Here is a 19022-nt window from a genome sequence, read left to right on the forward strand (position 1 = left end):
ATATGAGTAATGCTGATATTTTGCATTTCACCAGCCAATCGCTCTGGTTAGTGTTAATCCTTTCCCTGCCTCCGGTACTCATGGCTGCGGCAGTGGGAACATTAGTCTCGCTAATCCAAGCACTCACCCAAATACAAGAACAAACATTGGGTTTTGTTATTAAATTAATCGCGGTCGTTATCACCTTGTTCGCGACAGCTACCTGGCTTGGCAACGAACTTTATAGCTTTGCCAACATGACCTTTCTTAAGGTGCCGCTGATCAAATGACCTTACCAGAGCTCCAGCAGCAAATGCTGGCTTATACCCTGCTATTACCGCGCATCATGAGCTGCTTTGTGATATTCCCTGTGCTCAGCAAACAGATGCTAGGTGGTGGGTTAATCCGCAACGGCGTGGCTTGTTCACTGGCCCTCTATGCTTACCCAACTGTAGCCGGCAACCCACTGCCCACATTAGGTAGCCTGGAGTTGACGCTGTTGCTCGGTAAAGAAGTCCTGCTTGGTTTGCTCATTGGCTTTATCGCTTCTATTCCATTTTGGGCGATGGAAGCCACCGGTTTTATTATAGATAACCAACGGGGAGCAACAATGGCGTCAGTGCTTAACCCTTCCTTGGGAAGTCAAACTTCACCCACAGGTCTGTTATTAACTCAAACGCTAATCACACTTTTTTTCTCCGGCGGCGCTTTTCTTAGCCTGCTTGGCGCTCTCTTTCAGAGCTATAACAGTTGGCCAGTGACGCAGTTCTTCCCCAACATTACCAACCAATGGCTCCATTTTTTCTATGGTCAGTTTAGTTATCTGCTGCAACTCTGCGCCCTGATGGCCGCCCCTTTGTTAATTGCCATGTTTCTGGCTGAGTTCGGGTTAGCACTGATTAGCCGCTTCGCTCCTTCTCTTAACGTTTTCGTGTTGGCAATGCCAATCAAAAGCGCAATTGCCAGTCTGCTACTGGTTATCTATATCCAGTTATTGATGCATCACGCCTATGACAAGGTGCTGTTAATTCTCTCCCCGGTACGCATGTTAATCCCTATTCTGGAGGCGCCATGAGTGGAGAAAAGACTGAAAAGCCTACCCCCAAGAAACTCCGGGATGCCCGGAAGAAAGGCCAAGTAACCAAGAGTAACGAAGTCGTCTCTACCTCCTTAATCTTGGGGCTAATCGGCATGATGATGGTCATGTCTGAATACTACTTGGAGCATCTGAGTAAACTGATGCTAATCCCGGCTAATCTGCTAGATAAACCCTTTCCCCAAGCCTTAAACCATGTGGTTGAAAACTTGATGCAGGAGCTGGTCTACCTCTGCTTGCCAATTCTGAGCGTTTCCGCTTTGCTATCGCTGGCTTCACACTTCGCCCAATACGGTTTTCTACTGAGTGGACATTCCATCAAACCTGATATTAAAAAGATCAATCCTGTTGAAGGCGCTAAAAGAATCTTCTCTATCAAGAGTCTGGTGGAATTCATCAAATCGATACTTAAAGTGGGGTTGCTCTGTACCTTAGTCTGGGTGACTTTGGCAGGCAACCTACAAGCGTTACTCTACCTACCAGAGTGTGGGGAGAAATGCATCACCCCTGTACTGGGAATGATGTTAACCCAGTTAATGACCGTGTGTGGCATTGGATTTATCGTGATCTCTATCGCTGATTATGCTTTCGAACACTACCAACATATTAAGCAGCTTAGAATGAGCAAAGACGAGATCAAACGGGAATACAAAGAGAGTGAAGGCAGCCCAGAGATCAAAAGTAAGCGACGTCAATTTCATCAAGAATTACAGTCGAGCAATATGCGTGCCAGCGTCAAGAACTCATCAGTGATCGTCGCCAACCCAACTCACATTGCGGTGGGTATCCGTTACAAGAAAGGGGAAACACCATTACCCCTTATCACGCTCAAGTTCACCGATGCTCAGGCCCTACAAGTTCGACGTATTGCCGAAGAGGAAGGTATTCCGGTGTTACAACGTATTCCTCTGGCACGGGCGCTTTATCAGGATGGCTTAATCGACCACTATATTCCTGCCGATCTCATCCAAGCTACCGCAGAAGTGTTACGCTGGCTAGAACAGTGGCAAGATCGTGCTCCTGAGTCGTAACCTGTTCCCAAATAGCGTTTTTTAACAGCGAAACTACATATATGACTGAGCATTGGCATTCAAAACACCTCGCCAATGCTCAATATAAACGAAATATAATTCAGATTCGTCTCTTAATTATTACGATTAGATTACATAATAACAACAAATTTAATATAAATAAAAATTACCGCCAATAAACCAACATTCCTTAAACAATATTATAATAAACAATCCAATTCAGTTCGGTTGATTTTACCTTTTTATCGATTGATCAAATCGTTGAAACCAGATTGAATTTATTATTAAGTAATTTATATTACATATAGCCATTTGGATTTCACTTTGCGCTGACTTCTATACCTGTTAATCCGTTAATATTACTCTAGTCATTACAATTATTAACGTATTCTGAACCATTAATACATTGCCTGAATAAAAGGAGATAACTATCAATATCAGTCAGGAAAAAAGGCCCAGTTTATGATTAAAAGTGCGAAATCTATCGGCAATGGTTATCGTATAAAAATTTGATCGCTTTTTACTCTTCGTTTATAAAACGTGAGAATAATTCGGTATTCGGGCCAAGGAACATAAATAGGCCCACTAGCAAAAATCATTTTAATTAAAAGGTGCTATAGTTAACCATCAGGTTAAATACATAAACTATTCTTTCTGTCTATTTCAGGCAGCGAAAACGAAGAAAATATCTATTAATAATAATGTGATTTGTATTTTTAAGACATACACCAACAGATCCAGGACAATAGAATGAACGGCATCACAACATCAGGGAAGGGAATGGATATCTCGCTATTCCAACGTAGCATGCCTGCCTTTAACGTTATAGAACATCCTCAGGAAGGGATATATATCCTACTCGAAGGTGAAATGACATGGCAGGATAGTACCAATACCTACGATATCTCCCACAACGAACTGCTTTTTGTTCGTCGTGGCAGTTATGCAGCAAAAACGCGTAGTGATACCTGTAAGCTACTCTGGTTGCCTCTGAGCACCGCTTTTCTCCACGGTTTTTTGCAACGTTTTGGCACTCTGCTCAGTGAGGTCGAGCGGCACAATATGCCAACACCCGAATTAATTGCATTTACCTCATCGCCTCTGTTATCTCAAAGTATAAATGGGCTGGTCGATTTACTGGCTCATGATTACCCCACAGCGTTGGGTCAACTCAGAACAGAAGAGTTGCTATTGTTATTAGCATTTGGAGAACAAGGCACTTTGCTCATGTCAGTATTACGACAATTGAGCAACCGCCAAGTGGAACGTTTGCAGAGTTTTATGGAAAACCACTACCTTAAGGAGTGGAAACTCAGTGAATTCGCTAAAGAATTTGGTATGGGATTAACCACTTTCAAAGAGTTGTTCCGTTCGGTATACGGAATATCACCACGCGCCTGGATCAGTGAACGCCGCATTCTTTATGCACACCAACTACTACTCAACAGTGAGATGAGTATTGTTGATATCTCAATGGAAGCTGGATTCTCCAGCCAATCTTACTTTACTCAAAGCTATCGAAGACGCTTTGATTGCACCCCCAGTCGGGCCAGGTATGGCAAAGAGTAACGATTGGCTAAAATAATCTGACGTTTTTTACAAGTTAACCATTGGCCTGACAGATAAAATAAGGCCATTCCTAATTTAATCGACAAGAGTGACTAGCAGCAAGATGAGCATAGCATGAGCCAGCAAGACCATAATCAGACTCGAACCAGCATGTTTCTCGGCCGCAAGATCTCTGTCATGCAGTCGGGAATTCCACGCCGGGATCAGTTACTCGGAAAATCATCGGCTATTCAGTATCAAAATAGCGACATTATTAATAGCCAACAGTTTATTTTATTACAACGCTTGCTACCCAGACATCTGCTGGAAAGCTTGATGAAGTCCGTCTGGTTTCGTAGACGGTTAAATTGTGGACAAGCTTTGCGGCGTGATGATCTACAACAGCTCATCAGAGCGGCGGCAGAACCGGAATGTGACTGGAATAAGGTATTGGGCGACCGCATAAACCTGGCTGACAGGCATCTTTTACAGCACTGGGTATTACACCCGCTATTTAACTGGTGGCTCCGTTTGTTGGAGCCAGAGATAGATTTCTGGTTCACTGAATTTGAGCAGTTACAGATCCAAGAACGGCAATTGCGGGCTAAAGCGCATTTTTGGCAGCAGGTGGAAAGTGTCCCATCTCAATGCCGTAAACAACATCATCAAGAGGTTATATCTTTGCAAACAGCGCTTAATCAACGCAAACAACTATTAGAAAAATTGCTGTTGACAACGGAAACCCAAGCTCGCGAAGCATGGCCCAACTGGTTTACCGGGCTGGATGCGCTCCAAGCTGGCGGCGACCTGACCGCTTTTACACCGGTTCCCGAAGCACTGTCATCCTGTTGGACGTGGTTAACCGCTTTAGAGCATGACAACGAGTCGGCCATTCACTTACAAAAATGGCTTTGTGCCCGTGTTCTGTGTCTGCCACAGGACAGTTTTTATTGGCAATCGACGACGACCTAATTATTAGAGGAAACATGCAAACTCTACTCAATCATTTGGCCAGTCGCTTGGGCCAGAAGCCTTTCGTTTCCGATAGACAAGGGCATTACCATTTGCACATTGATAACTACAACCTGTTCCTTCGCCAACAGGGAACTGAACTTGTGTTATCCAGCCCGTTAAGCTGGCGCCATAACCCAAAAGATCCGTCAGGCGCAGAGTTACTGAAAACACTATTGCAGCAGGTCACACGTTGGGGACGCCATGCTCCCCACGCACTGACCTTAGATGAATCAGAGAATCTTATTCTGGAGGCACGCCTTGACCTTGATAGTTTGGATGCTCAAATACTGGAACAGATGCTAACCATGCACGTCGATCTACTGGAACAAGTTATGGCTTTATTGTCAGAAACCCAATCCTCCCCCCAATGGAAACAGGTAATATGGCAACCATGAAACAGTTCCAACGGTTATGCCGTTCCCTACTGTTGTCGTTAAGCATCAGCGGCGTGATGATTCCCTCTGCTTATAGCCAAGATCTGGATTGGTTTCCTACGCCTTATAGCTATTTGGCAAAAGGAGAAAGCTTGCGGGATGTACTGGTTGATTTCGGCGCTAACTATGAAGCCTCAGTGGTTGTCAGTGACAAAGTGACCGATCAAGTTAACGGCCATTTTGAGCAGAACACTCCTCAGGAATTCCTGCAACATTTATCCTCTCTCTATAATCTGGTCTGGTATTACGACGGGAGTGTGCTGTATGTATTCAAAAACAGCGAAATACAATCGCGCCTGCTTAAGCTTGAACAAACCAACGCAACGGAACTACAGCAGGCCCTAAAACGTTCAGGCATTTGGGAACCACGCTTTGGCTGGCGTCCTGATCCAAGCAATCAACTGGTTTACATATCAGGCCCTCCCCGTTATCTCGAACTGGTTGATCAAACCGCATCTGCGCTGGAACAGCAATCATTGCTGCGTAGCGAAAAAACCGGCGCCTTGACGGTGGAAATTTTCCCGCTTAAATACGCCTCGGTAGTCGATCGCAAGATTCAATATCGTGATACCAGCATTGAAGCACCTGGCGTAGCTACCATTCTCTCTCGTTTGCTCAGTGATACCAATGTGACCACTGTTACTGGTGAAGCGTCTTCTTCTACGGGAGGAAGCTACTCAAGCCGTGCGGTTGTACAGGCAGAACCCTCCCTCAATGCCATCATTGTACGGGATAACCCGGAAAGGATGCCCATGTATGCCCACTTGATCAACGTATTGGACAAACCCTCTGCCCGGATTGAAGTTGCCCTTTCCATTGTCGACATCGACGCAAACAACCTTTCAGAATTGGGGGTTGACTGGCAAGTCGGCATCAACACCGGGCCTCGTCACATTATCGATATCACCACTTCCGCCGGGGGAAAAAATGAGGTCAAAGAAAAAGGGGAAAGCCTCGGTTCAGCCGCATTAGGTAGTCTGGTCGATCGCCGTGGTCTGGATTACCTGCTCGCCAAAATAACCTTACTAGAGAGTAAAGGAAGCGCTCAGGTGATTTCCCGCCCAACGCTTTTAACGCAGGAGAATACACAAGCGGTCATTGACAACAATGAAACCTACTACGTGAAAGTGAATGGTGAACGGGTTGCGGAACTTAAAAGCCTGACCTATGGCACTATGCTACGCATGATCCCCAGAGTCATCCAAGTAGGAGATTCTGCTGAAATCAGTTTAGATCTGCATATTGAGGATGGTAACCAGAAACCTAATAGTTCAGGTCGGGATGGTATCCCAACTATCAGCCGAACCGTTGTCGATACCGTTGCCAGAGTTGGACATGGGCAAAGTCTGCTGATCGGCGGCATCTACCGCGACGAAATGAGTCAAATAACACGTAAAGTGCCATTTTTAGGCGATATCCCCTATTTGGGTGTCTTGTTTCGCAATACCAGTGAACAAGTTCGGCGATCAGTACGGCTATTCATTATTGAACCACGTCTGATTGATAGTGGGATAGCCCATTATCTGGCTCTTGGCAACGGACAAGATCTACGCCCAAGATTACTGGCAACACAAGATATCTCTAATCATAGCTTATCGTTGAGTAAAGCTCTGGGGAGTGCGCAATGCCAGCCACTATCCTCGGCCCGTCAAGTACAAGAAACGCTACGGCAAGCAGGTAAAAGCTCATTTTTAGACTCATGCCGAATGGGTAAAACTTACGGATGGCGAGTCATTGAGCAACAATGTTCACTGAAAGAAACCTGGTGTGTTCGTGTGCAAAATAAGGCGAACAGATGAGTTGGAAAATTCGCTTTTACCGCGGACTGAATAAAAGTATTGAGGTCAATTTAGCTGAAGGGCGTTTAGCCATCGGCTCAGACCCCCTACAGGCAGATATCGTTCTGGTGGATGAAGATGTTGCCCCAGTGCACTTGATCTTAGAAGTCGAACCGGACTCAATTCGCCTGTTGGAATGGGCCGGTGAAACCGCGCCAAGTCAGAATGGCGAACCGCTATCACCGGGAGCGACATTGCAAGCGTTAGCCCGTCAGGAGGCAGGCCCATTATTGTGGGCTTTTTGTGACCAACAACATACATTCCCAAACCAACTCGCTGAACCGGCGGTCACACCACGCCAGCACCCTGTCCGCCAAAATCGCAGCCGGGTAGCTGGTGGAATGTTGATACTGTGCTTGGTACTGGCACTTGGTCTCTTGATGCTGCTTGGACATGAAGGATGGCAAAGAAGCAATATGTCCAACGGTATGGCCGAGCAAGAGCTACGCCGTTTTCTCAATGGCGATTCAGCCTATCGTCATGTAAGTGTACAAATGATGCCCAATAACGAGCCGCTATTGCTCAAAGGTTATGTAAACCTCAATCAACAACGGCTGGCGCTGCAACAGTATCTTGATACTCACTCTCTCAGTTATCGGCTGGAATTACGCACTATGGAAGAATTGCGTCAAGGGGTGGATTTCATTTTACAAAAACTAGGCTATGCCCAGCTCCAAAGCAACAATGGCAAACAACCGGGCTGGGTTCGCCTTATGGGCGAAGTCACTGATACCAGCCAGCAATGGAACGATATCGAATCACTGCTCAAACGTGATGTTCCGGGCTTACTAGGCATAGAAAACCAAACGAAGTTCACGGGCAATCATATCAAGCGACTAGATATGCTGTTAGCTAAACATGATTTACCCAACACGCTGACCTACAAAGATAAAAATGATCGTATCGAGTTCACAGGTCAACTGGATGAACACCAAGCTCACAATTTCCAACGCTTACAGCAAGTATTTAAACAAGAGTTCGGCAACCGGCCAGCATTGGTATTACTGAATAATAAGCAGCTCACCCGCAATGATGAGCTCAATTTCGATGTCCGGGCAGTGTCCCTCGGGCGTATACCCTATGTGGTACTCAAAAACAACCTGCGTTACCCCGTCGGAGCAACAACAGAAAACGGTTTAAGAATCGAGGCCATCCGCCAAGATGCGATTGTTATTACCAAGGGCGAGCAGCAATTTATTATCAAACTCAACAGGAGCCCGGTTTTATGATGACATCCCTGGAGGCACGACTGTTTGGCGCCGATCCCACTTATGTCAACGAAATGCAACTCCGCCTCTCTCAGGCGCTGAACGATATCAAACAACGCCTGAGACGTGGCGGTTCGGTACAAGAATACCAACAATGGCAACTGGAGGCTGATGCCATCCAAGCCGCAATCACAATACTTAACACAACAGAAGGAGACCATCATGGCCCAAATTTTTACTTCCGCAACAACAGTTAATACCCTCGATAAGGTTGCTGACCAGTTGAAGACGCAAGCTAACACAGCCAACAAAGACGTTGATGAAGCAATCACCGCCCTCAACGACGGTGCTGACAACCCCGCTTTGCTAGCCGATTTACAGCACAAAATCAACAAGTGGTCAGTCATCTACAACATTAACTCCACTGTCACCCGGTCCATGAAAGACCTGATGCAGGGTATATTACAGAAGATCTAATCATGACACGTTCACTCAAAGGGCTACTGGCAGATATCGCTCTGGTTGGAAGCGGCCATCACTGCCATGACGAAGCTAATATTATTGCTGACTGGCTGATGTCAAACGAGGAAGGGCAAGAAGCAGCAAACCTGATTCGGCTCTCTTCTTTGACGAACCAAGGCAAATATCAACAGGCTCTGGATTTTGGACGGGATCTTCCCTGGCCTAGTCTGGAACCTTGGTTAGCGTTGTGCGAATGGCGCCTGGGACTGTCATCAGCTCTGGAGAAAAGACTGACGCGAATGGCTGGCAGTGATGATCCACAATTGCTCTCCTTCGTTGACGGCATGCGGGAACAGCTAGCTCATGGATAGGATTGAAGGGCCATCCCATAACAGCGTGTCGCAACCAACGGTACAGCCTTCAGTCAGCTCCAGGCATCAACTCAGCTTTGAGCAAGCACTGGAAACCACACCGGATCAGCAAATGCTGAAAGAGCGCCAACAACGCTGGCTACAGGGAGAATCGCTGGAAAACGTTTTAGGCGATTTTGATCCAGCAACACAGCGCCAAGTGACATGGCAGTGGTATCAGACTTCAACATCTGATAAACAGCCCGCCCAACGTGCTCAGTTAGAAGACAAGCTGATCGCTCCGGTACAAGAGCGGCTATGGTCGCAGTTTGGCGGCCTGACATTGCCCGTCAATCCGCCGCTGGATATGCCAGAACTGAGAGCGATTGTTCGTGAATTCGCCCCCACAGGTCGACAACAAGAGACGGCGCTTCTCAAGATACTCGGCAAGATTGGGACTATTCCGGGCAATGAGTACCTGAGTGACCTTATCCGGCAAGAGTTGAAAACACTGATCCCCCGTAACGGTATGGTGGATAACCTGATACGAAACTCACACAAACTCGATTTGGAAGAATAATGGACCAACCACAACTCAGTGAAACAGGGATAGACAACCTAAATAAACTCAACCTACCTCAAATTTGGAGGAACAATGGATCTACCACAGATAAGTGAGACACTGCTCACCAGCCTGGATGAACTCAACGCACCTCAGGCCAGTGCCGAAAATATTGCGAGTTTTGAACACGCTATGTCCAATCAAGATCAGGGGATTGAAAACAATCTGATTAGTGAATTGGGTCAGCTCAGACAACAATTCACTCAGGCCAAACAGGAGCTGGAAGCGCAACTAGCCGTGCCCGGTAGCGACCCTAACAGCCTGATGCAAATGCAGTGGTCTCTGATGCGAATCACCCTGCAAGAAGAGCTAATTGCCAAAACGGTAGGACGGCTCAATCAAAACATTGAAACCTTAATGAAAGCCCAGTGAGGAGCTGTGAAGAAACCCTATATAATCTGCGTTATGCTCGCTGTCCTGATGCTAACTGGCTGTAAAATCGAACTCTACACCGGCGTCAGCCAAAAAGAAGGCAACGAAATGTTAGCCTTGCTCAGGGAAGCGGGCATTTCCTCTGATAAGCAACCAGACAAAGATGGCAATATCAAGCTGTTAGTCGAAGAGTCCGATGTGGCGCAAGCGGTTGAAGTGCTCAAACGTAAAGGATATCCACGGGAGAGCTTCTCTTCGTTACAAGATGTCTTCCCCAAAGACGGCCTTATCTCCTCGCCAATAGAAGAGCGGGCGCGGCTTAACTTTGCCAAAGCGCAGGAGATCGCCCGAACACTTTCCGAGATCGACGGTGTGCTGGTAGCTCGGGTACATGTTGTTTTACCCGAGGAGCAAGACCGATTGGGCAAAAAACTATCGCCAGCCTCTTCCTCGGTGTTTATCAAACACGCGGCGGACGTGCAACTCGACACTTACATTCCTCAAATTAAGCAACTGGTTAATAACAGCATTGAAGGGTTGAGTTATGATCGGATCAGCGTCGTATTAGTGCCCGCAGCGGGCGTGCGTCAAGTACCGCTGGCGCCACGCTACTCCACTCTGTTCTCTATCCAAGTGACTGAAGAATCACAAGGGCGTCTGATTGGGCTGTTTGTACTATTATTAGCCTTGTTATTTGTCAGTAATCTGGCGCAATTCCTGTGGCATCGAAGCAGGATGCAATAAATGGCAACAATATTAACGCCCTATCAGTTTCGATTTTGCCCTGCCAGCTATATTCATTCTGACCACCTACCATCAGAATGGCTTGCAGTCTTATCTTCCCTGCCTGAGTGGAGAAACTCTCCCAGACTAAATGGGCTACTGCTAACCCAATTTGATCTGAATGTGGATTATGAATTACCAACCGGGTTGGGAAATCTCGCCCTGTTAGAACAATCGTGCTTAGAACAACTTCTTACCTGGCTAGGAGCCTTACTGCACGGGCAAGCTATCCGCCATTGCCTGCTGGCGACAGAACTTCGCCATTTACACGATTCACTAGGAAAAGAGGGGCACCGCTTCTGCTTAAAGTATCTCGACATCATTATCGGCAACTGGCCGACTGGCTGGCAACGCTCGTTACCACTAGTAATCAATGCAAACTATTTTCGTATCAGTGCTTTACAGTTCTGGCTAACAGCGATGGAGCCTCTTCCTATCGATTTCGCTAAACGCCTGAGCCTACGGCTTCCACCTTATGAAAACCTCGCGGCCTGGCCTGTCAGCCAGGCAGAACGACCATTGGCACAAGCATTGTGTCTCAAATTGGCTAAGCAAGTGAACACAGAATGTTACCATTTATTAAAATAACAACAGAGCACCTTCAACTGTCCCCTGAACTCCAGATACTGCGTAAAGCGGACTATCAGACCTGTCTGAGTGCGCAATCTCTGCTCGATGCCGCCCGGATACAGGCACAAGAAATTGAACGTGACGCTCAAGCGGTGTATGAACAACAAAAAGAGCTAGGCTGGCAAGCTGGTATTGATGCTGCCCGCGCGGAACAAGCTAATCTGATTCATCAAACCCAGTTGCAATGCCAGCAATACTACCGGCAGGTGGAACAACAGATGAGCAATGTAGTCTTGCAAGCTGTACGTAAAATCCTAAAGAATTATGACCAAGTTTCCCTCACCTTACAGATAGTTCGTGAAGCCTTGTCATTAGTCAGCAACCAAAAACAGGTTATTTTACGCGTTAATCCTGAACAGGCCGCGACAGTTCGTGAACAGATATCACGGGTACACAAAGATTTCCCTGAGATCGGCTACTTAGAGATCACCGCTGATGAGCGTCTCGATCAAGGGGGTTGTATTTTAGAAACAGAAGTCGGGATCATAGATGCCAGTTTGGATAGCCAATTAGAAGCGCTGATGTCTGCCATCAATAACCAATGGCAAAATTGAAGACGCCATCACGCTTCAAAGAGATAACCAGTTTTCGACGGAAAGTGAAAATTTCTTCTGCCGTTATTAATATTCTCTATTTCGACAAAACATTATGATTCACTCTATCTGATATCCAAGCGTATATCCCTTGGAATAAAAACTACTAAAGGAGTGACCATTGTCTCCCATCTCAGGTATTAATCACCAAAGAATATTTCCTACCCAACAGCTTGATACCACAGCCGTTAATCAACCACAGGGGGAACTGTCGGGTAAATCTCTGAAAGTCTCTTCACCCAGACCAGGATTACTAGAACGCCTTTCCGCGACAATTCAACGCAATCTACCGGGCCACTCCATGCTCGATCGTCAACTGACCACCGATGGCAAGAAGAATCAAGAGAGCCGCTTCTCGTTCAGCATGATAAAAGACAGAATCGTTCACTTTGCGGTGAGCACCAAATTAGGGAGTGTTCGAGATTCTGCCAGTAAGCACGGCGGCGAAGTTACTTTCAAGTTCGCTCAGACCAAAGGCGCCTTTCTGGACCAAATCATGAAACATCAAGACACCTCCGGCGGGGTTTGTGAGTCCATCTCCGCACACTGGATAAGCGCTCATGCCAAGGGTGAAAGCGTCTTCAACCAGCTCTATGTGGGCGGCCAAAAAGGTCAATTTCATATCGACTCTCTGGTTTCCATTAAGCAGTTACAAATGGATGGCCTAGATCCATATGCCGAGCAAAGCCAAATAACCGAATCCTGGCTCCGTGAGAACGGTATCCAACCACGAAGCCCACTTGAAGTAAGCGGAGAAACTGGCAGTAAAGGCACAAAAGATCTATTAAACGCCATCCTGGATACAGGTGATAAAGACTCAGGCTACAAGAAGATCAGTTTTGAAGGACAAATGGCCGGGCACACAGTAGCCGCTTATGTAGATGACCAAAAGGGTGTTACCTTCTTCGATCCTAACTTCGGCGAGTTCAGCTTCCCGGACAAAACCTCATTCTCCAACTGGTTCTCTCAAGACTTCTGGTCTAAATCCATGTATAACAAGGAAATCGGACTAGGACAAAATTTCTACGTTTCCAACTTCGAGCCTAAAACACGATGACACACGACTATCACCAGCTTATAGAAGCTCTATTCTCTAAACTTGGCGTACCTGCATCTTCTACTGACGATAATATCTACACTCTGGAAGTTGATGGACGCTTTCAAGTACTGATTGGTTGTTATCACGACAACTGGCTACAGTTGTTCTGCGAATTAGGGGCCGAAATCAGTCATGCCAACAATCTTTTTGGGCAACATTGGCCGGCTCATGTCCAGGGAGATTTGGATGGACAAACCATTCTATGGTCACAACGTCCCCTGGCCGAAGTAGATGTCGCCGAGCTACAAGCCTGGCTGGAACGATTTATTGATGATATTGAACAACGCCTGACACCTAACACAACCCAACAGCCTAAAAATCTGCCGCCTTCCTTGATGCGGGTTTGAGCGCTAAATACAAACCACTACCGGAATATCAGTTCAATGGGAGCTTCAATATTTGGTTCCCTTTAAACTACCAAGACAAAATAATCAAAGCAAAATACTACTGTCACCATGCAAAAAACCCGCAACTAAGCGGGTTTTTACTTATTAACAACTTTAACTACTCAGGATATTACCTTCATCGCTATCGTAAAGTCGCTAATAGATTTAAGCAGTTAAGTTAAATCAAGATAATACGATAACATTTACTGCGGATGGACCTTTAGCGCCATTCTCAATAGAGAATGAAACTTCCTGACCTTCTTCCAATGTTTTGAAATTATTACTCTGAATTGCAGAATAATGAACAAAAACATCTTTGCTACCATCTTTTGGCGAAATAAAACCAAAACCTTTATCGTTGTTAAACCATTTTACTGAACCAGTCATTGCATTAGACATAGAATTTTCCTTTAATTTTTAAGTTGCCATAAGGCGTTATGAGGTCTGTTTTTCAGTTTTACTTATGGGTACTATTACGGGTACTAATTAGAAGGAATTCGCAATGAAGTGGTATCAGGGATAACGCTAAATGGTGAACTGCTTTAACTTTAATACTTTTCATAAAAACTTTTCATAAATAGGTCTGTACTTCCAAACCAGTGACGCTATTAAATCACATTGATCGGTTGTTAGCAAATCTTAATTTCATTTATTTTTTCCTATTTGTTGCTCTCCCTTATCCTAAATTTCGACCTTAACCAATATTGCAATAGCTTTACCATAGCCATAACTAACTAATTATAAAAAGTTTTTATCCAAAAATCCCATTTGCCGAGATTACGGCACTGATTTGAATTTACAAATTTCCCCCAACGCCCTAATCAGGCTACAATACCGTAGCCTAAAATTAGTGAAAATAAAGTTAACATCTTCCCATCTTTAAACGACCATTGCAGTTCATGATCTCTGATACCTTAAAATACGGAAAATACTCAGTACCGTTATCGATAAATCCTCCATTATCAGTACGACATTGTGATGTAATAGCGCAAGTCTCATCTCCTTGCTTCCAAATGAATACATCACAAGACTGGGAAGCACGAGACATATTCCACTGCGCCATACACTCTTGATCAGTTAGTTCAATAGGCTTATCGGCTCCACTACCTGCGTTTGCGGCAGACGCAATCCCGAGAAGCAATGCTCCTAACATAAATTTCTTCATATTTATATATCCTTTAAGAATCATTCAATTATCGTATAATAGTATTAACTAATTGAAATTAATTTTCATAGCTATTTTAGGTATGTAAATATCTTTCTTAAATAATATTTAATTTCTGAATAAAACAATCAATATTCTTTAGTGAATCGGAGAGTTTCATATATCCACATTAAAAAAGTAGTCCATCTTCCACATTATTACAAGTTAACTGGGATATAATATGAAAAAACCGTATATTGATTTCAAATGGTTATCATTAGAATGATATTATTTACCCTACAAGATTCCAGTGAATTAAATATGATTTTTTATTCATCAAGCATTAAGTAATTTCAGGTTATTCATCTGTAATGTAATTATCCTAATAACAAAGTAATAATTAACTCCAGCGTTAAACAGTAACCGAATTACAATAAAATATATTTTCAGGTAAACTTAATGACGGAAAGAACATTGATCTATGCACTGTAATTTTCGGCTTTGCCATAGCCATAACTAATTAATTATAAAAAATTTCATCCATAATCCCTATTTGCCGAGATTACGGCACTGATTTGAATTTACAATTTTTCCCTAACGCCCTAATCAGGCTACAATCCGTAGCCTGAAATTAATGAAAATAAGATTAACATCCATCTATCTTTAAGTAACCATTGCAGTTCGAGAGCTGTGACATATTAGCATAAGGATAAATTTTATAATTATTAATAAGTTTTCCATTAAGAGCACGACATTTTGCTGAAACAGTGCAAGAACGCTCTCCAGCTTTCGAGACCGATGCACTACAAGATTGGGCAGCACTAGATACATTCCATTTTGCAATACAATCCTGAGTAGTAATTGGAATAGTCGGCGGAGCAGACTTGTCATCTCCACTACTTGCGTTTGCGGCAGACGCAAATCCTAGAAGCAATGCGACTAATATAAACTTCTTCATATATGTATCCTTAGAGAATCATGCATTTCTCATATAACGGATATTGCCAACATATATTATTATTAGCTAATTGAAATTACTTTTCATAGCTATTTTAGATATGTTAATGTTTTTCTTAAATAATATTTGATTTCTGAATAGAATCATAGGACCAATATTCTTTAGTGGATGAGAGGATGTCATACATCCACAATAAAAAAATAGTCCATTCACCACATGATTACAAGTCAATTGGAATATGATATGAAAAAAAACATACACTGATTTTAGATAGTTATCATTAGATATGATATCATTTACCTACAAGGTTATTTTGAGCTATATTTATTTTAACTATGTTTAATGATGAAAAAAACATTCATCCTAATTTCACAATGAACGCTGAAAGTGCTAATTTTAATCTTGAAAACTCAGGCTCCTTAAACATAAATAACCCAAGAAAAGAACTGTATTTATGTTTGTCTATGATGTCGTTTCAAATGAATCTAAACCGCCTAAACTTACCATGTCAGGAAACAGCAAATTTGAAATAAAACAAACAACAGAAATAGAAAAAATGCTCCTGCATTTATATTTTTATCCAGTAACATTTCTCTAAGTGAATCATCTATACTCACTGTTGAAAGCAATAATCTCTTTTATTTTTTCCTATTTGGCATTCCCTTTTATCCTAAATTTCGGCTTTACCATAGCCATAACTAATTATAAAAAATTTTTATCCATAATCCCTATTTGCCGAGATTACGGCACTGATTTGAATTTACAATTTTTCCCTAACGCCCTAATCAGGCTACAATCCGTAGCCTGAAATTAATGAAAATAAAATTAACATCCATCAGTCTTTAAATAACCACCGCAGTTCGCGATCTGTGATACCTGAGAATACGGGAAAAACCGAGTACCATTCTCGACAACTGGTCCATGAACAGCACGACATTGTGCTGTAATAGCACAAGTATCATTTCCGAGTTTCCAAATTGATAATATATCACAAGACTGGGAAGCACTAGACATATACCACTGCGCAATACACTCTTGATCAGTTAGTTCAATAGACTTATCGGCTCCATTGCCTGCGTTTGCGGCAGACGCAATTCCGAGAAGCAATACTCCTAACATAAATTTCTTCATATTTATATATCCTTTAAGAATCATTCAATTATCGTATAATGGCATTAACTAATTGAAATTAATTTTCATAGCTATTTTAGGTATGTAAATATCTTTCTTAAATAATATTTAATTTCTGAATAAAATTATATAATCAATATTCTTTAGTGAATCGGAGAGCTTCATATATCCACATTAAGAAAGTAGTCCATCTTTCACATTATTACAAGTCAATTGGAATATAATATGAAAAAACCATATATTGATTTCAAATGGTTATCATTAAAATGATATTATTTACCCTACAAGATTCCAGTGAGTTAAATATTATTTTTTATTCATCAAGCATTAATTAGACAGAGCAATATGAATAAATTCCGGGCAAACAGCACTTAAATTAAAACTGAGATAAATCAATTCACTATAATATTTATATGCTTTAAATAATGCAAATCGCTATGGAAAAATACTGACAAAAAGAAATATTATGACCATACATTATAAGTTATATCTATGATATTACTTTAAAACTGGATAAATATTTCAATTATCCCCACAAGCGTTAGATAATTCCAGGCTATTCATCTGTAATGTAACCATCCTAATAACAAAGTAATAATTAAAGAGACGCTATAAGAGAAATATGGAATAATGTTAATAATTAATTCCAGTGTTAAACAATAACCGAATTACAATAAAATATATTTTTAGGTGAAATTATTGACGTAAAGGGCACTATGCTATGCACTGTAATTGAATTTATTTCTAGCAAGAAAATTTGAGTAAATATACAATAATCTCATTCAATACCTTGAAACCCTCTCACTTTGAACTATATTTATTTTAACTATATTTAATTATGAAAAAAATATTCATCCTTATGAGGGGTTAAAAATGAGCACAGTCTTTGAATGGGACCCAAATAATTCTCAGGTATATACCAAAGATTATGGAACTGGATCTATTACTCTTTCATCTACTCAGTCAGATTCATTCGATAAATTAGGTGGCGCTAATTTCACAATGAACGCTGAAAGTGAAACATTAACACTACAGAATGATTCCGATAATATACCTATCTATTGGCCAGAATTTAACCGCAACAATGACGGAACAATGACTGATAGCGGCAAAGGATTAGATATAAATGTATCTGCTGGAACACTATTAGTAGACTATCGGCTAAATGATCAAAACCATACAGTTGATAGAAGCCATACAGTTGCTTATTTAGGGTGTTCTGAAAGCGCTAATTTTATTCTTAAAAATTCAGGCTCCTTAAGCATCAAAAATCCAGGAACTGTATTTATGTTTATAGATTATGTCGTTTCCAATAAACCGCCAAAACTCATAATGTCAGGGAACAGTGAATTTGAAATAAAACAAACAACAAAAATAGAAGATGATGTTCCGGCTTTTATATTTCTAGCTAGTGAAATTTCTTTAAGTGAATCATCTAAGCTCACTTTTGAAAGTAGTAATCTCTACCTTGGAGATGGAAACTTTAATTACTGCAATATAAGCATACAAGATAAATCGACAGTGACCTTGATTAATAATGGCATAATGCAAAAAAATGACATAGAAAAAAACAAGACATGGTTCAAGCTTAAAGCAGGTTCTCCTTTACTAAACTTAGAATCTTTCGATGGTATCAATTTCCCACTCTACCTTGACAACGTAGAATATCCAAAAGGTCTATTTAATTTCATTACTACAGAAGGCAAGAATGAAGGAAAAATTATGATTGAATTCTCACAACAAAATCCTAATAATATAAAAGACAATATAAATAAGATATTTGACAAAAAACTAATAGCTATCAATAATAAAATAATTAAAAAAGAAAAACACGAAGATTATTTTAATATTGGTTATAAACCAGACCAATTAAAAAATGATCATAAATTTATGATTATAACAATATCACTTAAAGATCAATACCAATCATATCAAAAAGTAAATGTTTAGCAGTTCAAAATTAATTTTACTCTTTGTGGTACGATATCAAATAAGGTAATGTACCACTTAACATCGATATAAATCAGCTATTATTTAATCATGGTAAACTATAAAACACATACTTTATAAATGATATCTAATGTGTAAATTTACTCATAAAACCCAGAATTAAACAATTTTATACTTCAACAATATATTTAACATGAATTAACAAAACCGAAAAATATCGAGTCATCACTTCACAAACAGTCATCACAAATACTCTGTGTTATTATATTCAGTAATTTCTTAAAATGGTAAGAATATCCATAAAAACAAATTCTATGCTCATGAAAATACAAACACAGTAATATTACACATATTTAGTAAGCCACACATTATTTCTCTAAATATCAAATAAAAT

The 19022-nt window shown here is 41.8% G+C and carries 23 protein-coding genes; 19 read left to right on the plus strand and 4 right to left on the minus strand.

Translation table 11 applies throughout. The features are described from left to right. The first annotated feature begins 2 nt into the window (after window positions 1–2). From sctS to B0X70_RS18670, 18 genes are all read left to right on the plus strand, one after another. A complete protein-coding gene (sctS, locus tag B0X70_RS18585) occupies window positions 3–269 on the plus strand; it encodes a type III secretion system export apparatus subunit SctS (RefSeq protein WP_036775290.1) in 267 nt (88 codons plus the stop codon). Then, complete coding sequence (gene sctT / locus B0X70_RS18590) at window positions 266–1054, plus strand: type III secretion system export apparatus subunit SctT (RefSeq protein ID WP_046395152.1); 789 nt, start codon at window positions 266–268, stop codon at window positions 1052–1054. Before sctS ends, sctT begins: the two co-directional genes overlap by 4 nt. Continuing rightward, window positions 1051–2106, plus strand: coding sequence for a type III secretion system export apparatus subunit SctU (sctU, locus tag B0X70_RS18595; RefSeq protein ID WP_046395153.1), 1056 nt, complete (start codon window positions 1051–1053; stop codon window positions 2104–2106). Before sctT ends, sctU begins: the two co-directional genes overlap by 4 nt. Before the next feature lie 750 nt (window positions 2107–2856). Next, on the plus strand, window positions 2857–3675 hold the full coding sequence (locus tag B0X70_RS18600; RefSeq protein WP_040150126.1) for a helix-turn-helix transcriptional regulator: 819 nt from the start codon (window positions 2857–2859) through the stop codon (window positions 3673–3675). A 114-nt stretch (window positions 3676–3789) separates the two neighbouring features. Beyond that, window positions 3790–4626, plus strand: a complete 837-nt coding sequence (locus tag B0X70_RS18605) for a T3SS regulon anti-activator ExsD domain-containing protein (RefSeq protein WP_105394524.1) — start codon at window positions 3790–3792, stop codon at window positions 4624–4626. Window positions 4627–4640: 14 nt separating this feature from the next. Next, window positions 4641–5063: a YscB family type III secretion system chaperone gene (locus B0X70_RS18610; protein ID WP_036775278.1), complete on the plus strand. Its 423-nt coding sequence runs from the start codon at window positions 4641–4643 to the stop codon at window positions 5061–5063. Continuing rightward, window positions 5051–6901 carry a type III secretion system outer membrane ring subunit SctC gene (sctC, locus tag B0X70_RS18615; RefSeq protein WP_105394523.1) on the plus strand — a complete coding sequence of 617 codons (1851 nt, stop codon included), beginning with the start codon at window positions 5051–5053 and terminating at the stop codon, window positions 6899–6901. The genes B0X70_RS18610 and sctC overlap by 13 nt, the downstream gene beginning before the upstream one ends. Then, complete coding sequence (gene sctD, locus B0X70_RS18620; protein WP_105394522.1) at window positions 6898–8169, plus strand: type III secretion system inner membrane ring subunit SctD; 1272 nt, start codon at window positions 6898–6900, stop codon at window positions 8167–8169. The genes sctC and sctD overlap by 4 nt, the downstream gene beginning before the upstream one ends. Further along, a complete protein-coding gene (locus B0X70_RS18625) occupies window positions 8166–8405 on the plus strand; it encodes an EscE/YscE/SsaE family type III secretion system needle protein co-chaperone (RefSeq protein ID WP_105394521.1) in 240 nt (79 codons plus the stop codon). The genes sctD and B0X70_RS18625 overlap by 4 nt, the downstream gene beginning before the upstream one ends. Next, window positions 8371–8625 (plus strand): type III secretion system needle filament subunit SctF, encoded by a 255-nt coding sequence (sctF, locus tag B0X70_RS18630; protein WP_036809034.1) that lies wholly within the window; start codon window positions 8371–8373, stop codon window positions 8623–8625. The genes B0X70_RS18625 and sctF overlap by 35 nt, the downstream gene beginning before the upstream one ends. A gap of 2 nt (window positions 8626–8627) precedes the next feature. Further along, window positions 8628–8981 carry a YscG family type III secretion system chaperone gene (locus B0X70_RS18635; protein WP_105394520.1) on the plus strand — a complete coding sequence of 118 codons (354 nt, stop codon included), beginning with the start codon at window positions 8628–8630 and terminating at the stop codon, window positions 8979–8981. Next, window positions 8974–9540 carry a YopR family T3SS polymerization control protein gene (locus tag B0X70_RS18640; RefSeq protein ID WP_217470091.1) on the plus strand — a complete coding sequence of 189 codons (567 nt, stop codon included), beginning with the start codon at window positions 8974–8976 and terminating at the stop codon, window positions 9538–9540. The genes B0X70_RS18635 and B0X70_RS18640 overlap by 8 nt, the downstream gene beginning before the upstream one ends. 75 nt (window positions 9541–9615) lie before the next feature. Next, window positions 9616–9954 (plus strand): type III secretion system inner rod subunit SctI, encoded by a 339-nt coding sequence (gene sctI / locus B0X70_RS18645; RefSeq protein ID WP_046395160.1) that lies wholly within the window; start codon window positions 9616–9618, stop codon window positions 9952–9954. A 6-nt stretch (window positions 9955–9960) separates the two neighbouring features. Continuing rightward, complete coding sequence (gene sctJ / locus B0X70_RS18650) at window positions 9961–10698, plus strand: type III secretion system inner membrane ring lipoprotein SctJ (RefSeq protein ID WP_269468749.1); 738 nt, start codon at window positions 9961–9963, stop codon at window positions 10696–10698. Continuing rightward, the gene (locus B0X70_RS18655) at window positions 10699–11325 is read left to right on the plus strand and encodes a Yop proteins translocation protein K (protein WP_105394518.1); all 627 of its coding nucleotides are present in this window, start codon (window positions 10699–10701) and stop codon (window positions 11323–11325) included. Beyond that, entirely contained in the window at window positions 11304–11921 is a 618-nt protein-coding gene (locus B0X70_RS18660) for an HrpE/YscL family type III secretion apparatus protein (protein WP_217470093.1), read from the plus strand. Before B0X70_RS18655 ends, B0X70_RS18660 begins: the two co-directional genes overlap by 22 nt. Window positions 11922–12081: 160 nt before the next feature. Further along, window positions 12082–13017 (plus strand): YopT-type cysteine protease domain-containing protein, encoded by a 936-nt coding sequence (locus B0X70_RS18665; RefSeq protein ID WP_217470095.1) that lies wholly within the window; start codon window positions 12082–12084, stop codon window positions 13015–13017. Then, on the plus strand, window positions 13014–13406 hold the full coding sequence (locus B0X70_RS18670) for a CesT family type III secretion system chaperone (protein ID WP_036809011.1): 393 nt from the start codon (window positions 13014–13016) through the stop codon (window positions 13404–13406). The genes B0X70_RS18665 and B0X70_RS18670 overlap by 4 nt, the downstream gene beginning before the upstream one ends. Before the next feature lie 222 nt (window positions 13407–13628). Here B0X70_RS18670 and cspE read toward each other — a convergent pair whose 3' ends face one another. From cspE to B0X70_RS18690, 4 genes are all read right to left on the minus strand, one after another. Further along, on the minus strand, window positions 13629–13844 hold the full coding sequence (gene cspE / locus B0X70_RS18675; RefSeq protein WP_021323801.1) for a transcription antiterminator/RNA stability regulator CspE: 216 nt from the start codon (window positions 13842–13844) through the stop codon (window positions 13629–13631). A gap of 463 nt (window positions 13845–14307) precedes the next feature. Continuing rightward, a complete protein-coding gene (locus B0X70_RS18680) occupies window positions 14308–14610 on the minus strand; it encodes a hypothetical protein (RefSeq protein ID WP_036775251.1) in 303 nt (100 codons plus the stop codon). A 625-nt stretch (window positions 14611–15235) separates the two neighbouring features. Next, on the minus strand, window positions 15236–15547 hold the full coding sequence (locus tag B0X70_RS18685) for a hypothetical protein (protein WP_036809008.1): 312 nt from the start codon (window positions 15545–15547) through the stop codon (window positions 15236–15238). Window positions 15548–16372: 825 nt separating this feature from the next. Beyond that, complete coding sequence (locus B0X70_RS18690) at window positions 16373–16678, minus strand: hypothetical protein (protein WP_036809005.1); 306 nt, start codon at window positions 16676–16678, stop codon at window positions 16373–16375. 873 nt (window positions 16679–17551) lie between these two features. Between B0X70_RS18690 and B0X70_RS18695 the strand changes: the two genes are divergently transcribed. Beyond that, the gene (locus B0X70_RS18695) at window positions 17552–18628 is read left to right on the plus strand and encodes a hypothetical protein (RefSeq protein WP_217470096.1); all 1077 of its coding nucleotides are present in this window, start codon (window positions 17552–17554) and stop codon (window positions 18626–18628) included. The last annotated feature ends 394 nt before the right edge of the window (window positions 18629–19022 follow it).

This window comes from Photorhabdus akhurstii (assembly GCF_019090985.1).
GTDB classification, from domain to species: Bacteria; Pseudomonadota; Gammaproteobacteria; order Enterobacterales; family Enterobacteriaceae; genus Photorhabdus; species Photorhabdus akhurstii.

What these genes read in the sequence shown, in the direction of transcription:
- sctS (WP_036775290.1), top strand. Translation starts at nt 3, where the DNA reads ATGAGTAATGCTGATATTTTGCATTTCACCAGCCAATCGCTCTGGTTA.
- sctT (WP_046395152.1), top strand. Translation starts at nt 266, where the DNA reads ATGACCTTACCAGAGCTCCAGCAGCAAATGCTGGCTTATACCCTGCTA.
- sctU (WP_046395153.1), top strand. Translation starts at nt 1,051, where the DNA reads ATGAGTGGAGAAAAGACTGAAAAGCCTACCCCCAAGAAACTCCGGGAT.
- B0X70_RS18600 (WP_040150126.1), top strand. Translation starts at nt 2,857, where the DNA reads ATGAACGGCATCACAACATCAGGGAAGGGAATGGATATCTCGCTATTC.
- B0X70_RS18605 (WP_105394524.1), top strand. Translation starts at nt 3,790, where the DNA reads ATGAGCCAGCAAGACCATAATCAGACTCGAACCAGCATGTTTCTCGGC.
- B0X70_RS18610 (WP_036775278.1), top strand. Translation starts at nt 4,641, where the DNA reads ATGCAAACTCTACTCAATCATTTGGCCAGTCGCTTGGGCCAGAAGCCT.
- sctC (WP_105394523.1), top strand. Translation starts at nt 5,051, where the DNA reads ATGGCAACCATGAAACAGTTCCAACGGTTATGCCGTTCCCTACTGTTG.
- sctD (WP_105394522.1), top strand. Translation starts at nt 6,898, where the DNA reads ATGAGTTGGAAAATTCGCTTTTACCGCGGACTGAATAAAAGTATTGAG.
- B0X70_RS18625 (WP_105394521.1), top strand. Translation starts at nt 8,166, where the DNA reads ATGATGACATCCCTGGAGGCACGACTGTTTGGCGCCGATCCCACTTAT.
- sctF (WP_036809034.1), top strand. Translation starts at nt 8,371, where the DNA reads ATGGCCCAAATTTTTACTTCCGCAACAACAGTTAATACCCTCGATAAG.
- B0X70_RS18635 (WP_105394520.1), top strand. Translation starts at nt 8,628, where the DNA reads ATGACACGTTCACTCAAAGGGCTACTGGCAGATATCGCTCTGGTTGGA.
- B0X70_RS18640 (WP_217470091.1), top strand. Translation starts at nt 8,974, where the DNA reads ATGGATAGGATTGAAGGGCCATCCCATAACAGCGTGTCGCAACCAACG.
- sctI (WP_046395160.1), top strand. Translation starts at nt 9,616, where the DNA reads ATGGATCTACCACAGATAAGTGAGACACTGCTCACCAGCCTGGATGAA.
- B0X70_RS18655 (WP_105394518.1), top strand. Translation starts at nt 10,699, where the DNA reads ATGGCAACAATATTAACGCCCTATCAGTTTCGATTTTGCCCTGCCAGC.
- B0X70_RS18660 (WP_217470093.1), top strand. Translation starts at nt 11,304, where the DNA reads ATGTTACCATTTATTAAAATAACAACAGAGCACCTTCAACTGTCCCCT.
- B0X70_RS18670 (WP_036809011.1), top strand. Translation starts at nt 13,014, where the DNA reads ATGACACACGACTATCACCAGCTTATAGAAGCTCTATTCTCTAAACTT.
- cspE (WP_021323801.1), bottom strand. Translation starts at nt 13,844, where the DNA reads ATGTCTAATGCAATGACTGGTTCAGTAAAATGGTTTAACAACGATAAA.
- B0X70_RS18680 (WP_036775251.1), bottom strand. Translation starts at nt 14,610, where the DNA reads ATGAAGAAATTTATGTTAGGAGCATTGCTTCTCGGGATTGCGTCTGCC.
- B0X70_RS18685 (WP_036809008.1), bottom strand. Translation starts at nt 15,547, where the DNA reads ATGAAGAAGTTTATATTAGTCGCATTGCTTCTAGGATTTGCGTCTGCC.
- B0X70_RS18690 (WP_036809005.1), bottom strand. Translation starts at nt 16,678, where the DNA reads ATGAAGAAATTTATGTTAGGAGTATTGCTTCTCGGAATTGCGTCTGCC.
- B0X70_RS18695 (WP_217470096.1), top strand. Translation starts at nt 17,552, where the DNA reads ATGAGCACAGTCTTTGAATGGGACCCAAATAATTCTCAGGTATATACC.